This window comes from Flavobacterium tagetis, assembly GCF_016735615.1.
Taxonomy (GTDB): Bacteria; Bacteroidota; Bacteroidia; order Flavobacteriales; family Flavobacteriaceae; genus Flavobacterium; species Flavobacterium tagetis.
In genome coordinates, this window is the sequence record NZ_JAERSF010000001.1 from 892,010 (window position 1) to 908,031 (window position 16,022).

At 34.3% G+C, this 16,022-nt stretch carries 17 protein-coding genes; 15 read left to right on the forward strand and 2 right to left on the reverse strand.

Annotation, left to right across the window (positions count from 1 at the left end; all coding sequences use genetic code 11):
- The first annotated feature begins 127 nt into the window (after nucleotides 1-127).
- Complete coding sequence (locus JI750_RS03895; RefSeq protein WP_201999052.1) at nucleotides 128-1,240, forward strand: PepSY-associated TM helix domain-containing protein; 1,113 nt, start codon at nucleotides 128-130, stop codon at nucleotides 1,238-1,240.
- A 57-nt stretch (nucleotides 1,241-1,297) separates the two neighbouring features.
- Here JI750_RS03895 and JI750_RS03900 read toward each other — a convergent pair whose 3' ends face one another.
- Entirely contained in the window at nucleotides 1,298-1,645 is a 348-nt protein-coding gene (locus tag JI750_RS03900; RefSeq protein ID WP_008466129.1) for a toxin-antitoxin system YwqK family antitoxin, read from the reverse strand.
- A 211-nt stretch (nucleotides 1,646-1,856) separates the two neighbouring features.
- The gene (locus JI750_RS03905; RefSeq protein ID WP_201999053.1) at nucleotides 1,857-2,849 is read right to left on the reverse strand and encodes a TlpA family protein disulfide reductase; all 993 of its coding nucleotides are present in this window, start codon (nucleotides 2,847-2,849) and stop codon (nucleotides 1,857-1,859) included.
- Between the two features lie 158 nt (nucleotides 2,850-3,007).
- Between JI750_RS03905 and aspS the strand changes: the two genes are divergently transcribed.
- The 14 genes from aspS (at nucleotide 3,008) to nuoL (ending at nucleotide 16,016) form a co-directional block, all read left to right on the forward strand.
- Nucleotides 3,008-4,759: an aspartate--tRNA ligase gene (aspS, locus tag JI750_RS03910; RefSeq protein WP_201999054.1), complete on the forward strand. Its 1,752-nt coding sequence runs from the start codon at nucleotides 3,008-3,010 to the stop codon at nucleotides 4,757-4,759.
- A 308-nt stretch (nucleotides 4,760-5,067) separates the two neighbouring features.
- Complete coding sequence (locus tag JI750_RS03915) at nucleotides 5,068-5,262, forward strand: cold-shock protein (protein ID WP_007137066.1); 195 nt, start codon at nucleotides 5,068-5,070, stop codon at nucleotides 5,260-5,262.
- 243 nt (nucleotides 5,263-5,505) lie between these two features.
- Nucleotides 5,506-5,871, forward strand: coding sequence for an NADH-quinone oxidoreductase subunit A (locus tag JI750_RS03920; protein ID WP_201999055.1), 366 nt, complete (start codon nucleotides 5,506-5,508; stop codon nucleotides 5,869-5,871).
- Between the two features lie 149 nt (nucleotides 5,872-6,020).
- Complete coding sequence (locus JI750_RS03925; RefSeq protein WP_095929653.1) at nucleotides 6,021-6,569, forward strand: NADH-quinone oxidoreductase subunit B; 549 nt, start codon at nucleotides 6,021-6,023, stop codon at nucleotides 6,567-6,569.
- 1 nt (nucleotide 6,570) lies between these two features.
- Complete coding sequence (locus tag JI750_RS03930) at nucleotides 6,571-7,092, forward strand: NADH-quinone oxidoreductase subunit C (RefSeq protein WP_095929652.1); 522 nt, start codon at nucleotides 6,571-6,573, stop codon at nucleotides 7,090-7,092.
- 21 nt (nucleotides 7,093-7,113) lie between these two features.
- On the forward strand, nucleotides 7,114-8,352 hold the full coding sequence (locus tag JI750_RS03935) for an NADH-quinone oxidoreductase subunit D (protein ID WP_095929651.1): 1,239 nt from the start codon (nucleotides 7,114-7,116) through the stop codon (nucleotides 8,350-8,352).
- A 198-nt stretch (nucleotides 8,353-8,550) separates the two neighbouring features.
- A complete protein-coding gene (locus JI750_RS03940) occupies nucleotides 8,551-9,081 on the forward strand; it encodes a complex I 24 kDa subunit family protein (RefSeq protein WP_057115709.1) in 531 nt (176 codons plus the stop codon).
- A gap of 1 nt (nucleotide 9,082) precedes the next feature.
- A complete protein-coding gene (gene nuoF / locus JI750_RS03945) occupies nucleotides 9,083-10,453 on the forward strand; it encodes an NADH-quinone oxidoreductase subunit NuoF (protein WP_201999056.1) in 1,371 nt (456 codons plus the stop codon).
- Between the two features lie 93 nt (nucleotides 10,454-10,546).
- Nucleotides 10,547-11,575 carry an NADH-quinone oxidoreductase subunit G gene (locus tag JI750_RS03950; RefSeq protein ID WP_111286263.1) on the forward strand — a complete coding sequence of 343 codons (1,029 nt, stop codon included), beginning with the start codon at nucleotides 10,547-10,549 and terminating at the stop codon, nucleotides 11,573-11,575.
- 6 nt (nucleotides 11,576-11,581) lie between these two features.
- A complete protein-coding gene (gene nuoH, locus JI750_RS03955; protein WP_095929647.1) occupies nucleotides 11,582-12,634 on the forward strand; it encodes an NADH-quinone oxidoreductase subunit NuoH in 1,053 nt (350 codons plus the stop codon).
- 86 nt (nucleotides 12,635-12,720) lie between these two features.
- Nucleotides 12,721-13,266, forward strand: coding sequence for a NuoI/complex I 23 kDa subunit family protein (locus tag JI750_RS03960; protein WP_111286267.1), 546 nt, complete (start codon nucleotides 12,721-12,723; stop codon nucleotides 13,264-13,266).
- Nucleotides 13,267-13,806: an NADH-quinone oxidoreductase subunit J family protein gene (locus JI750_RS03965; RefSeq protein WP_201999057.1), complete on the forward strand. Its 540-nt coding sequence runs from the start codon at nucleotides 13,267-13,269 to the stop codon at nucleotides 13,804-13,806. It begins immediately after the preceding gene.
- Nucleotides 13,806-14,126, forward strand: a complete 321-nt coding sequence (gene nuoK / locus JI750_RS03970) for an NADH-quinone oxidoreductase subunit NuoK (RefSeq protein ID WP_008466103.1) — start codon at nucleotides 13,806-13,808, stop codon at nucleotides 14,124-14,126. The genes JI750_RS03965 and nuoK overlap by 1 nt, the downstream gene beginning before the upstream one ends.
- Before the next feature lie 6 nt (nucleotides 14,127-14,132).
- Nucleotides 14,133-16,016: an NADH-quinone oxidoreductase subunit L gene (nuoL, locus tag JI750_RS03975; protein WP_201999058.1), complete on the forward strand. Its 1,884-nt coding sequence runs from the start codon at nucleotides 14,133-14,135 to the stop codon at nucleotides 16,014-16,016.
- Nucleotides 16,017-16,022 lie beyond the last annotated feature (6 nt).

The following is a 16,022-nucleotide window of genomic DNA, read 5'->3' on the forward strand; positions in this document are numbered from 1 at the left end:
TCCAATTGGATTGTGGGACTATTTTTTTATCGGCAACTACTCTTTTTATTGCAGTTATTCATAAATTATTTCTAATCACTTGTCCCTTATAAATTTTGACCATACTTTTACGTTTTTAAATCAAAAAATGGGATTCAAAACCAAAATACGTTTTATACATAAATGGCTCGGACTAATTTCTGGGCTTATTGTTTTTATAGTCTGTATTACGGGTTGTATTTTCTGTTTTCATGATGAAATAAAAGACATTACCAGAAAAGAATGGCGTTTGGTTGAACCCCAAAACAAACCTTTTCTGTCACCATCTCAGCTGCAGGAAAAAGCAAAAGAAGCTGTCCCTGCAAACAAAGCCAATATGATCGCTTATTATGGAAAAAACAGATCGGCAATTGTTTATACTTATTCAGATACTGGAAATCTGTACTTATACTTTAATCCATATACCGGAGAATATTTAAAAACTGAAAATCCGGAAACTGACTTTTTCATTATTGTAGAATACATTCATTTATATCTTCTTCTACCCGATTATATCGGAAAGCATATTATTGGCGGTGCAACTATCATTTTTATTTTATTGCTCATTTCGGGAATTATACAATGGTGGCCTAAACGAACAAGTGACATCAAAAGAAGTTTCACTATAAAATGGTCAGCAAAATGGAGACGCATCAATTACGACTGGCATAATACTACTGGTTTTTACATTTCTATAATAGCCTTAATCTTAGCTATAACAGGACTTACTTTTACCTACGAATGGGTTGGTGACGGAATTTATAAATCTTTCAATTTTGGCGGAGACAAGGCTGCCGAAACAAAAACACCAATAATTGACACTACCATATTTAAAATAAATTCGGTTACAGCAATTGACAAAGCATTTATTCAAACTCAGAAACTTCAGCCAAAAGCAGAAATGTTTTTTATAATGATTCCGCAGCAAAAAGGCGATATTGTCAGCACAGGAGCTTACCCGCATACATTACGTTATGATCAGCAGAGTAACTATTATTTTCATCCATCAAGCGGAAAATTAATCCAAAGCCAGATTTTTGATAAAAAAAGCCTCGGACTGCAAGTTGTCGAAATGAATTATGGAATACATACGGGACAAGTTTTGGATCTTCCTGGAAAAATTATAGCTTTTACCGTAAGTTTAATTGCCGCCGCACTACCCGTAAGTGGATTTATAATTTGGTTTGGAAGAAACAGAAAATCTAAAAAAGTAAAAGCATAAAAAAACCGTCCAGAAGTATCGGGACGGTCTCTTTATAAGTGATTTTTGAAATTATGACTAATTTCTGTTTGCTAAAGCATTTTTCTGTAAACTTTTAACTGAGCTTACTTTATTGTCTACATAAGCAACTTCGCTTAAACTGTTTTCATTAAAGTAAATCCATTTTCCTGTTTTAACTCCGTCTGTGTATTCTCCAACGGTTTTTTTATTTCCTTTTTCGTCATAAGATACCCAAACACCGTCTAATTTACCGTCTTTAAAAAAGCCTTCTTGCTGCACTTTACCATTGTCATAGTAATAGGTTGCTTTTACCTTGTTCCCAGCAGCTTCTAATTCAGGCTTTCCTTCTTGTGCAACTACAATTCCAGAGAACAATATTGCAGCTAAAATTACACTCTTTTTCATATCTTTAGGTATTTAATGTTAAGAAATCTTTATCAAATATAGTTAATAGTTTACATTAAAAAAACTTTTGCTTAACAATTTGGTAACATTGAATAAAAACTTAACATTGGAAATTTTCCGAAAAAGAAAAAACCAGCGCTCAAGTACTGGTTTTACTGGTATTTTATAAATATTTAAATTTTACGATAACGTTATAAATTTCGTAAATAAATTAGTTCAATAATGCACTAAGTTGCTTATCAAGTTCAGGATCAGATGGTCTTGATGCATCAGATTTCAGAATATTGCCTTGCGGATCTATTAAAATAAATCTTGGGATTCCTGTCACACCATAATTCACAACAAACTCAGATTCCCAATCTTTATCCGCAAATAATTGAACGCCTCCTAATTTTTTATCTATTACAAACTTTTTCCATTTTTCATTGTCTTTTGCTTTGTCAATAGAAATGCTCACAAATTCAATATTCTTTCCGTTATATTTCTCTTCAATCTTTTGTAGATAAGGAATCTCTGCTCTACAAGGTGCACACCATGTTGCCCAAAGATCAATGTAAACATATTTTCCTTTTAAATCAGAAAGTTTTGTTTTTCCTCCTTTATAGTTTTCATAGTCAAATTGAGGAGAAGGTTTTCCGTTAAGCTTACTTGCTTTATAGGCACTTTCATAACGTTCATTTGAGAATTGATTAAAACGCTCAAAATTACTTTTCATGGCAACGATAAATTCTGGATCAAATGATCCTTTCTCCAGACTTTCAACATCTGCTTTATTCTTGGCCGCTAGTATTACTTGAAATTCCGCTGGCTCTTTAGAAAATGCTTCCTCTAATTTTTCATTTCTTAAAGCTTGCTGTGCCAAAAAGTTGCTTTCGTTTACACCTTTACCATTAAATACAATTGTTTCATCAAATTCTTTTGCATTCATTGTTAGATTAACTTCCGAATCTGGTTTTAAATATAAATTTGAAGATTCTGTTCCATCACTAAACATATAAAATCCTTTTGGAGCATCAAATGTTGCCGCAAAAACTCCATTTTTATCAATTGGAATTACTTGCCTGAAATTATCCCTTCCTTTAATAACCAAAGTGTCGCTATTTCTATTGGCGATTTTAGCTGTGAACTTAATTGAATTTTTGCTTTGAGCAACAATATTTAAAGCATTAAAAAGTACTAAACCTGCAACAAAAAGTTTTTTCATAGGTATTACGATTAGTTTTTAGATGAATCAAAACTAAAGAAATTAAAGCTTCGGATTTTCACAATTAACAATTTATTTGAAATTATTCTGAATCAACTTATCACTTTACTATATTATCTTGAATTTTGTATTTACTTTTGCAGTCTAAAATTTTGATTATGTATAGAAGTCATAATTGTGGCGAATTAAACGCTTCAAATATTAATACCGAAGTTACACTTGCGGGCTGGGTTCAAAAATCACGTGATAAAGGATTTATGAATTGGGTCGATTTACGCGACCGTTATGGAATTACTCAACTTATTTTTGACGAAAGTCGTACTGATAAAAACGTTTTTGAATTAGCAAAAACACTTGGCCGCGAATTTGTAATTCAGGTAAAAGGAACTGTTATTGAACGTGAAGCTAAAAACAAAAACATTCCAACTGGTGAAATTGAAATTTTAGTTTCAGAATTAACGATTTTAAATACTGCACTTACCCCTCCTTTTACAATTGAAGATGAAACTGACGGCGGAGAAGATATCAGAATGAAATACCGTTACTTGGACATCAGAAGAAATCCAGTAAAAAACAGTTTATTATTCCGTCACAAAGTGGCAATGGAAGTTCGTAAATATTTATCTGATTTGGATTTCTGCGAAGTTGAAACACCTTACCTAATCAAATCGACTCCAGAAGGAGCGAGAGATTTTGTTGTACCAAGCCGTATGAACGAAGGACAATTTTATGCTTTACCACAATCTCCACAAACTTTCAAACAATTATTGATGGTAGGTGGAATGGATAAATATTTCCAAATTGTGAAATGTTTCCGTGACGAAGATTTACGTGCAGACCGTCAGCCAGAGTTTACTCAGATTGACTGCGAAATGGCATTTGTTGAACAAGAAGATATTTTGAATGTTTTTGAAGGATTGACAAGACATTTATTAAAAGAAATTAAAGGTATTGAAGTAGACAAATTCCCGAGAATTACTTACGACTATGCCATGAAAACATATGGAAACGACAAACCGGACATTCGTTTCGGAATGAAGTTTGGAGAATTAAACGAATTTGCGCAACATAAAGAATTCCCTGTATTCAATGCAGCTGAATTAGTTGTTGGAATTGCTGTTTCTGGGGCTGGGAATTATACTCGTAAAGAAATTGATGGATTAATTGACTGGGTAAAACGTCCACAAGTTGGAGCATCTGGAATGGTTTACGTAAAATGCAATGAAGACGGAACTTATAAATCATCTGTAGATAAATTCTACGATAATGAAGATTTAGCAAACTGGGCAAAAGCAACTGAAGCAAATCCTGGCGATATGATTTTTGTACTTTCTGGTCCTGCTAATAAAACTCGCGCACAACTTTCTGCACTTCGTATGGAATTGGCAACTCGTTTAGGATTACGCAATCCTGAAGAATTTGCTCCATTATGGGTTGTAGATTTCCCATTATTGGAACTTGATGAAGAAAGTGGACGCTATCATGCAATGCACCATCCTTTTACTTCTCCAAAACCAGAAGACATGGCGTTATTGGAAACAGAACCAGGAAAAGTTCGCGCAAATGCGTACGATATGGTTTTAAACGGAAACGAAATTGGTGGTGGATCTATTCGTATTCACGATAAAGCGACTCAGCAATTAATGTTCAAATATTTAGGATTTACCGAAGAAGAAGCAAAAGCTCAATTTGGTTTCTTAATGGATGCTTTCCAATTTGGAGCACCGCCACACGGAGGATTAGCGTTCGGTTTAGATAGACTTGTTGCTATCTTAGGAGGACAGGAAACAATTAGAGATTTTATCGCATTCCCTAAAAACAATTCAGGACGCGATGTCATGATCGATGCTCCTGCTGCAATCGACGATGCACAATTGAAAGAACTTCGCATCAAAGTAGATATTGCTTAATTTGAAGTAAATTATTCATAAAAAAACAAAAAGCCGCTGAAATTTCAGCGGCTTTTTGTTTTAATCAAATTTTTAAGAAAAATCTTAAGCCTTGATTTTTTTGAATTATCATATTCTTACAAACGCAATGTTTTTATATTCTTACAATTAATGATTCGCAAATTATGGTATTTTATAAACAAATTGATGCAATAAACCGCGTAAAAACACTGTAAATCAATAATTTTTACAAAAAATTAACACGTATATGTCTTTTGTATGATTTTATATATTACATTTGTTTATTATAAATTATTATTACATTACAAATGCGTACAGGTACAGTAAAATTTTTCAATGAATCTAAAGGTTATGGATTCATTACAGACGAAGAAACAGGAAAAGACATCTTCGTTCACGCTTCAGGAATTAACGCGGAAGAATTACGCGAAGGTGACCGTGTAAGCTATGAAGAAGAAGAAGGAAGAAAAGGGAAAGTTGCTGCTAAAGTAGCAGTAATCTAAGAAAAATATAGCAATTTATTTTTTTTGCCTCTGAATGGTCTCAGAAGACGTCCCGAAAATATCGGGACGTTTTTTTTATCTATAATCTTAAAAAAATATTAAAATAACTCAATGTTATTTATAATGAATAAAAATTAGACATAAACGCGGTTCGGCACCCTACTTAAATCCTTTTTTAACTTGTGTTTTACAGACTTCCAAGTTATCTTTGTGGCTCATTTTTTAAGTATAAAATCGAAGTTTATGCAATCTGATCAATACAGTTACATTCCTATTTTAATGCAGTTTATTCTAGCTGTTGGTTTTGTGGTAGGAACAATCATTATTTCTGGAAAATTAGGACCTAAAAGATCCTCTGAAGTTAAAGACAAAAACTTCGAATGTGGTATCGAATCTGTAGGTAACGCTCGTATCCCATTCTCTGTAAAATACTTCTTAGTTGCCATATTGTTCGTATTATTCGACGTAGAGGTTATTTTCCTTTATCCGTGGGCAGTAAACTTCAAAGACTTAGGAATTGAAGGAATGTTAAAAATGTTAGTTTTCATGTCTTTGCTTTTAGTTGGTTTCTTCTATATCATCAAAAAGAAAGCATTAGAGTGGGAATAATAATTTTAGATTTTAGATCTGAGATTTTAGATTTATCTAATATTGAGATTTAAAATTTGAATTCAAATTTAAAGTACTGATTTAAAAAATTGATTTTACCTTTTACGATTTCAAAAATCTAAAACCTAAAATCAGAAATCTAAAATAAAATGAGCGATTCAAAAGTAAATATGGTTGCGCCGCCAGAAGGAGTTACTGGTGAAGGTTTCTTCGCTACAAAACTTAGTGATGTTGTTGGTTTAGCAAGAGCTAACTCATTATGGCCGCTTCCTTTCGCGACTTCATGCTGTGGTATCGAATTCATGGCAACAATGGCATCTCACTATGACTTAGCTCGATTTGGTTCTGAGCGTGTGAGTTTCTCGCCAAGACAAGCCGATATGTTATTAGTTATGGGAACTATTTCTAAAAAAATGGCCCCAATTTTAAGACAAGTATACGAACAAATGGCAGAACCTCGCTGGGTTATTGCTGTTGGAGCATGCGCTTCGTCAGGAGGAGTATTTGACACTTACTCTGTTCTTCAAGGAATTGACAAAGTAATTCCTGTTGATGTTTATGTGCCAGGATGCCCGCCAAGACCAGAACAAATTGTTGATGGAGTTATGAGACTTCAAGACCTGGTAAAAAGTGAATCTGTGAGACGAAGAAGCTCACCTGAATACCAAGAATTATTAGCTTCATATAATATCTCATAAGATGGCTTTAGAAAACACCCTGATCCAAGATAAACTTACTGAAACATTTAATAACGATGTTTTCAATTTTCAGCAAGAAAGAGATATTTTTTCTTTAGAAGCTTCGGCTGATAAAATTACGCCCCTGATTCTATTCCTTAAAAATGATCCTGAATTACGTTTTCACTTCTTAACAGATTTGTGCGGAATTCATTATCCAGATAACGAAACAGAACGCCAGTTTGCAGTTGTTTATCATTTACACAACTGGTACGAAAACAAAAGATTAAAAATCAAAGTTTTCTTAAACGGCGAAAAACCAGAAATTAAATCGGTTTCAAACATTTTCTTGTCTTCTAACTGGATGGAAAGAGAAACTTTCGATTTTTACGGAATCGACTTTATAGGACATCCTCAATTGAAACGTATTTTAAATATGGATGAAATGTTGTCTCACCCAATGAGAAAAGAATTCCCATTGGAAGACAGCGGAAGAACAGATAAGGATGACCGATTCTTCGGAAGAACAACAACAAATTGCTAAAAAATAATTCAACATTATAAAATGTCAGAACTATTATTACCACCAGAGCATCGATATGCTAAAATAATTAAGGAGAGACTAAACGAAGACGGAAGCGAACTTTCTGTACTGAATTTAGGTCCGACTCACCCTGCTACACACGGTATTTTCCAAAATATCTTGTTAATGGATGGTGAAAAAATTCTTGAGGCTGAGCCAACTATTGGCTACATCCACAGAGCATTCGAAAAAATTGCCGAAAATCGTCCTTTTTATCAAATTACACCTCTTACAGACCGTATGAACTATTGTTCCTCTCCTATCAACAATATGGGATGGTGGATGACAGTAGAAAAACTATTAGGTATTGAAGTTCCTAAAAGAGCACAATATTTAAGAGTTATCGTTATGGAGCTGGCTCGTATTACAGACCACATTATCTGTAACGGTATTTTGGGTGTTGATACTGGTGCGTATACTGGTTTCTTATACGTTTTTCAATTTAGAGAAAAAATCTACGAAATCTACGAAGAAATTTGTGGAGCTCGTTTGACTACAAATATGGGAAGAATTGGTGGTTTTGAAAGAGACTGGTCTCCAGAAGTTTTCAAAAAACTAGATAAATTCCTTGAAGAATTCCCACCAGTTTGGCAAGAATTCCAAAACTTATTCGAGAGAAATAGAATTTTCCTTGATAGAACTGTAAACGTAGGTGGTATCACTGCCGAAAAAGCAATGGCTTACGGATTTACAGGTCCAAACTTACGTGCTGCCGGAGTTGATTATGACGTACGTGTAGCACAACCTTACTCCTCTTACGAAGATTTCGATTTTATTGTACCTGTTGGAAAATCAGGAGATACGTACGATCGTTTCTGTGTTCGTAATGCTGAAGTTTGGGAAAGTTTAAGCATTATTCGTCAGGCTTTAGAAAAAATGCCTCCAGGCAACGAATATCATGCCGAAGTTCCAGATTACTACCTTCCTCCAAAAGAAGACGTTTACACTTCTATGGAATCTTTAATTTATCACTTTAAGATCGTAATGGGAGAAGTTCCTGTACCAGTTGCAGAAATTTACCACCCTGTAGAAGGAGGAAATGGAGAACTTGGTTTTTATTTAGTAACAGACGGAAGTAGAACTCCATATAGATTACATTTCAGAAGACCATGCTTTATTTATTATCAAGCATTCCCTGAAATGATTAAAGGTGCTATGCTTTCTGATGCAATTATCATCTTATCAAGTTTGAACGTAATTGCAGGAGAATTAGACGCCTAACAGATTGTAGATTTTAAATTGTAGATTTTAGATTGCTGAATGAAAATGCAGATTTTAGAATTTAGATTTAAAATTATAATTAAGAATTGTAAAATTCAGATTGAAGAATCTAAAACTTAAAACAAAGATTGCAGAATAAGGATTGTAGATAAAGATTTGAAAAAATCAAAAATCTAAAATCTAAAATCTAAAATAAAAATGGAACGTAAACATTACAAACAAGAAATAAACATGACTGAGGCATTGATGAATCGCATCAATGAATTAATCAGTCATTATCCTGAGGGCAAACAAAAATCGGCTTTATTGCCTGTTTTGCACGAAGTTCAGGATGCACATAACAACTGGCTTAGTATTGAATTGCAAGATAAAGTTGCCGAGATTCTTCAAATAAAACCAATTGAGGTTTATGAAGTGGTTACTTTCTATACGATGTTCAACCAGAAGCCAATTGGTAAGTACATGTTTGAGTTCTGCCAAACTTCTTGCTGTTGTCTAAGAGGTGCCGAAGATTTAATGGATTATACTTCTGAAAAATTAGGCATTAAAATGGGCGAAACAACTCCAGACGGAATGTTTACCATTGCTGGTGTAGAATGTTTAGGTGCTTGCGGATACGCTCCGATGATGCAGCTGGGAGATTTCTACAAAGAAAAACTGACAGAAGAGAAAATCGATCAGATTATTGCTGATTGTAGAGATGATAAAATAATATTACACGATAAATAAGATGTCACAAAAAATATTATTAGATAAAATCAATATTCCTGGAATTAAAACCTATGAAGTATATCGCCAAAATGGTGGTTACGCTTCTGTAGAAAAAGCTTTAAAAACATTAACTCCGGACGAAGTAACTGAGGAAGTAAAAAAATCAGGATTACGTGGTCGTGGTGGTGCTGGTTTCCCTGCGGGAATGAAATGGAGCTTTATTGATAAAAAATCAGGAAAACCAAGACACTTAGTTTGTAATGCCGACGAATCTGAGCCTGGAACATTCAAAGATAGATTTTTGATGGAATATATTCCTCACTTATTGATTGAGGGAATGATTACTTCAAGCTATGCTTTGGGCGCTAACTTATCGTATATCTACATTCGTGGAGAATATATGTGGGTTTTCAAAATCTTAGAAAGAGCAATCGCCGAAGCAAAAGCTGCCGGATGGTTAGGAAAAAATATATTAGGATCAGGTTATGATCTTGAACTTCACGTACACTGTGGAGCTGGAGCATATATCTGTGGAGAAGAAACAGCATTAATCGAATCATTGGAAGGTAAAAGAGGAAACCCTCGTATTAAACCACCTTTTCCAGCGGTTTCTGGTCTTTGGGCAAATCCAACTGTGGTAAACAATGTGGAAACAATTGCGACGGTGCCATGGATTGTAAACAATTCTGGCGATGATTATGCTAAAATTGGAATTGGACGTTCTACTGGAACTAAATTAATTTCTGCTTCAGGGCACATCAAAAATCCTGGTGTTTACGAAATTGAATTAGGTTTAAGTGTTGACGAATTCATGAATTCTGATGAATATTTAGGAGGAATGTCTTCAAGCAGACCTTTGAAAGCATTTGTACCTGGAGGTTCTTCTGTGCCAATTTTACCAGCTGAATTGATTTTCAAAACAGCAAATGGCGAAGACCGTTTAATGACTTACGAATCTTTAAGTGATGGTGGTTTTGCTACTGGATCTATGTTAGGTTCTGGAGGATTTATTGTGTACAATGACACTGCTTGTGTAGTTAGAAACACTTGGAACTTTGCTCGTTTTTACCACCATGAGTCTTGCGGACAATGTACTCCATGCCGTGAAGGAACTGGATGGTTAGAAAAAATCTTATGGAGAATCGAAAACGGTCAAGGCCGTGAAGAAGATATCGAATTATTGTGGAGCATTCAGAGTAAAATTGAAGGAAACACAATTTGTCCACTTGGTGACGCTGCTTCTTGGCCAGTAGCTGCAGCGATTCGTCACTTTAGAGATGAATTTGAATATCACGTTCGTTTCCCAGAAAAAATTAAAAATAGAGATCACTTTGTTGCCGAGCCTTTCTCACAAGTTAAGCATTTAGTTGGCGGTAAAGTAATCGTTTAAAAAATATATAGCAGAAAGTTATAAAGTTAAAAATATTAAAAGGACAGCAACTCTTTTGAATATTCCGACTTTCAACATTCAAATCATAAAGAGATGAAAGTAACCATAGACGGTCAAAGTATAGACGTAGAACCAGGAACAACAATCCTGCAGGCTGCACGTATGATTGGAGGGGATTTAGTACCGCCAGCCATGTGCTATTACTCAAAATTAAAAGGCAGCGGCGGTAAATGTCGTTGTTGTTTAGTTGAAGTTTCTAAAGGAAGTGAAGCTGACCCACGACCAATGCCAAAATTAATGGCATCTTGTGTAACAGGATGTATGGATGGTATGGAAGTAAACAGTAAATCGTCTGCAAGAGTAACTGAAGCCCGTAAATCTGTAACAGAATTTTTATTAATCAATCACCCATTAGATTGCCCTATTTGTGATCAAGCTGGTGAATGTGATTTACAGAATTTAAGTTTTGAGCACGGAAATCCGAAATCACGTTACATTGAAGAGAAAAGAACATTTGAACCAGAAGATATTGGTCCAAATATTCAACTTCACATGAACCGTTGTATTTTATGCCAAAGATGTGTGCAAGTTGCAGATCAATTGACAGACAACAGAGTTCACGGAGTATTGGATCGTGGTGACCACGCTAATATTTCAACTGGAATTTCTAAAGCGATCGACAATGAGTTCTCTGGAAACATGATTGATGTTTGTCCAGTTGGAGCTTTAACAGATAAAACTTTCCGTTTTAAATCAAGAGTTTGGTTTAACAAACCTTATAACGCACACAGAGAATGTACTACTCCAGGATGTTGCGGAAAAACTACCGTTTGGATGTTTGGTGGAGAAATTCAGCGTGTAACTGGTCGTAAAGACGAGTACCATGAAGTAGAAGAATTCATCTGCAACAGCTGTCGTTTTGATCACAAAAATGTGAATGACTGGGTTATTGAAGGACCAAGAGAATTTGAAAAAGATTCTGTTATCAACCAAAACAACTACACTCAAAAATTAGAGAAAGTTACAATCGATACAGAAAAGAATATTCTTTTAGGTAGAGATATTGACCGTAAAAAGATTAGTATGGCTGCAATTCCATTAACTGATAAAGATCAAAAATAGTAAGAAATGGAAAGTGCATTTATTATAGAAAAAAGTGTTGTTATTGTTGTCGTTTTTGCGGTAACAATGATCATGGCGATGTATTCTACTTGGGCAGAACGTAAAGTTGCTGCTTTCTTGCAAGATCGTGTTGGACCAAACCGTGCTGGATGGGGAGGTTTATTACAACCACTTGCAGATGGTATGAAATTGTTCTCTAAGGAAGAGTTTTTCCCAAACACACCAAATAGATTTTTATTCGTAGTTGGACCTGCAATTGCAATGAGTACCGCTTTAATGACTAGTGCTGTAATTCCGTGGGGAGATCGTTTGCATCTTTTCGGAAGAGACATTATTCTTCAAGCTACAGATGTAAACATTGCCTTATTATACATTTTCGGAGTTCTTTCTGTTGGAGTTTACGGTATCATGATTGGTGGATGGGCTTCTAACAACAAGTTCTCTTTGATGGGAGCTATTCGTGCCGCTTCTCAAATGGTTTCTTACGAAGTTGCAATGGGATTATCAATAATTGCTTTATTGATGATGACTGGAACAATGAGTTTAAAAGAAATTTCATTACAGCAACAAGGAATGAATTGGAATGTTTTTTATCAGCCATTATCATTCTTGATTTTCTTAATCTGTTCATTTGCAGAAACCAATAGAACTCCTTTCGATTTAGCAGAATGTGAAAACGAATTAATTGGAGGTTACCATACAGAATATTCGTCAATGAAAATGGGATTCTATTTATTTGCTGAATATGCGAGTATGTTTATCTCTTCTACTATTATTTCTGTATTATTCTTTGGTGGGTACAACTATCCTGGAATGCAATGGATGGTAGAAAATGTTGGTGTAAATACAGCAAACTTATTAGGAATTGGAGCATTATTTATAAAAATATGTTTCTTCATTTTCTTTTACATGTGGGTACGTTGGACAATTCCAAGATTTAGATATGACCAATTAATGAACTTAGGCTGGAGAATATTAATTCCGCTTTCGATTATTAATATCATGATTACAGGTGTTGTTATTTTAAGACACGAAATCTTAGCCGCTTTAGGATTCTAAGAACTGTAATTAGCTTCAAATAAAAACAAAATAGATTTTGAATTTGATCGATGTCAAATTATAAATCATAAACTATAATAGTAAAAATGTCAATAGAAACTATATCATTATCGGGTAGAAAAAAGGTGGTGTCAAATAAAGACATGTCTTTTGTTGAACGATTGTATCTTGTGGCGATTGTAAAAGGTTTGGTTATTACAGTAAAACACCTTTTCAGAAAAAAAGTTACCATTCATTACCCAGAGCAGGTTCGTGAAATGAGTCCAGTTTACCGTGGTCAGCACATGTTGAAACGTGATGAACAAGGCCGTGAAAACTGTACAGCTTGCGGATTATGTGCATTATCATGCCCTGCAGAAGCGATCACTATGAAAGCTGCAGAACGCAAACCTGATGAAAAACACTTGTATAGAGAAGAGAAATATGCAGAAATCTACGAAATCAATATGCTTCGTTGTATTTTCTGTGGTTTATGTGAAGAAGCTTGTCCAAAAGACGCTATTTACTTAACTGAATCTAAAGTATTAGTTCCTGCTAATTACAATAGAGAAGATTTCATTTTCGGGAAAGATAAATTAGTAATGCCTTTAGAAATGGCTTTGAAAAACGCTCAACTTAAAAACGCTAACTAAATGATACATATTCCTGATTTTGCACACGCAACAACTGTTCAAGTTATCTTTTGCTTTTTAGCGTTCATTACCGTTATTACTGCTTTCTTGACTATTTTCAGCAGAAACCCGATTCATAGTGCCATCTACTTGGTAATTTGTTTCTTTTCAATCGCTGGTCATTATTTACTATTAAATTCTCAGTTTTTAGCTGTTGTTCATATAATAGTCTACTCCGGAGCTATTATGATTCTGTTCCTGTTTACCATCATGTTGATGAACCTGAACGAACAGCGAGAAGTTCACCGACCTAGAATTACACGTTTAGGTGCTATTATTTCTTTCTGTTTAATACTGATTGTTTTGATTACAATCTTTATTAACTCGAAACCAATTGTTGGTGAATACGATTCTACTGGAGAAGATTTCCAATCAATTAAAGTTTTAGGTAAAATATTATTGAACGAATATATGGTTCCGTTCGAATTTGCTTCGATCCTACTTTTGGTTGCTATGATTGGAGCAGTTCTATTGTCTAAAAAAGAAAAATTAAATAAATAATGGGTAATATATTAAATCAAATAGGTATTGAAAACTACATCTTTTTAAGTGTTGTACTTTTCTGTATTGGTATTTTTGGTGTATTGTACAGACGAAATGCTATTATCGTTTTCATGTCTATCGAAATTATGTTGAATGCGGTAAACCTTTTATTTGTTGCTTTTTCAACTTATCATCAAGATGCGCAAGGACAAGTTTTTGTGTTCTTCTCGATGGCGGTTGCTGCAGCCGAAGTTGCGGTAGGATTGGCCATTTTAGTTTCTATCTTTAGAAATATCGGCTCAATCAGTATCGATAATTTAAAAAATTTAAAAGGATAATCAGAAATGGATACCAATTTAGCTTTAATTTTAGTTTTAACTCCTTTACTAGGTTTTCTAGTAAATGTCTTTTTTGGAAAAAGCTTAGGCAAAACAGTTTCTGGTGCAATCGGAACTATTGCTGTAGCAATTTCTTTTGTAGTTTCTCTTTTACTTTTTAATCAAATAACTTCAACTGGAAAAGGAATCGAAGTTACTTTATTTGATTGGATTCAAATCAGCAACTTAAAAATCAATCTTGGATTTTTATTAGATCAATTATCTGTTCTTTGGTTACTTTTTGTAACTGGAATTGGATCTTTGATTCACTTATACTCTATCAGTTACATGCACGATGATGAGAATATGCACAAGTTTTTTGCGTATTTAAATCTATTCGTATTCTTCATGATTACACTTGTAATTGGAAGCAACTTATTAGTTCTTTTCATTGGATGGGAAGGTGTTGGACTTTGTTCTTACCTATTAATTGGATTCTGGCATAAAAACCAAGATTACAATGATGCTGCTAAAAAAGCTTTCATCATGAACAGAATTGGAGATTTAGGTCTTTTAATCGGTATGTTCATCATTGGTTCAATGTTCTCTACATTAGATTATGCAACTTTAAAAACGGCAATTGCTGGAGCTACAAATTTAAATTTACCATTACTTTCTCTAGCAGCTTTATGCTTGTTCATTGGGGCTTGTGGTAAATCTGCTCAAATTCCGTTATACACTTGGTTGCCTGATGCGATGGCTGGACCAACTCCAGTTTCTGCATTAATCCACGCGGCTACGATGGTTACTGCTGGTATTTTTATGGTAACAAGATTAAATTTTGTTTTTGACCTTGCAACAGACGTTCAAAGTGTAATCGCAATTATTGGAGCAATCACTTCATTAGTCGCTGCTACAATTGGATTGGTTCAAAACGATATCAAAAAAGTATTGGCTTACTCTACAGTTTCTCAATTAGGTTTAATGTTTTTAGCATTAGGATTTGGAGCTTATGAAGTAGCGGTTTTCCACGTAATCACTCACGCTTTCTTTAAAGCTTGTTTATTCTTAGGATCTGGATCTGTAATTCACGGATTACACGGTGAACAAGATATGCGTAATATGGGTGGATTGCGTAAAGCAATGCCAATTACATTCTGGACTATGTTGATTTCTTCATTAGCAATTTCAGGAGTTCCATTTTTCTCAGGATTCTTTTCTAAAGATGAAATTTTATTGACAGCTTTCCACCACAGTATTCCATTATACGTTGTTGGATCTGTTGCTTCAATCATGACAGCTTTCTATATGTTCCGTTTAATGTTCTTGACTTTCTTCAAAGAATTCAGAGGTACTGAAGAACAAAAACATCACTTACACGAAAGTGGTTCATTAATTACTATTCCGCTTATCATCTTAGCTATTTTAGCAACTTTTGGCGGATTGATCAGTTTACCTGGAAACAGCTGGTTAAATGGATACCTTGCTCCTCTTTTCACAAAAGTAGCAGGTGAAGAACACCATTTAGGCGCAACTGAATACACTTTAATGGGTGTTGCAGTTTTAGGCGGATTACTAGGGATTTTAATTGCTTACATAAAATACTTTAAACAAGATAATGTTCCAGAATCTGATGAAAACATTACTGGTTTAAGCAAAGTGTTATACAACAAATATTATGTAGACGAAGTTTACGACGCTGTATTTGTAGCACCAGTAAATAGTTTATCTAAATTCTTTAGAGATTATATCGAGACAGGATTGTCTGCTCTTGTTTTTGGATTAGGTAAAATAGCAAACGAAATTGCTTTCCAAGGAAAAAAATTACAAACCGGAAGTATAGGATTATATCTATTTGTATTTGTTTTAGGACTTTGTGCAATTGTTTCCTATATATTTTTAGCTCAATAATATTAT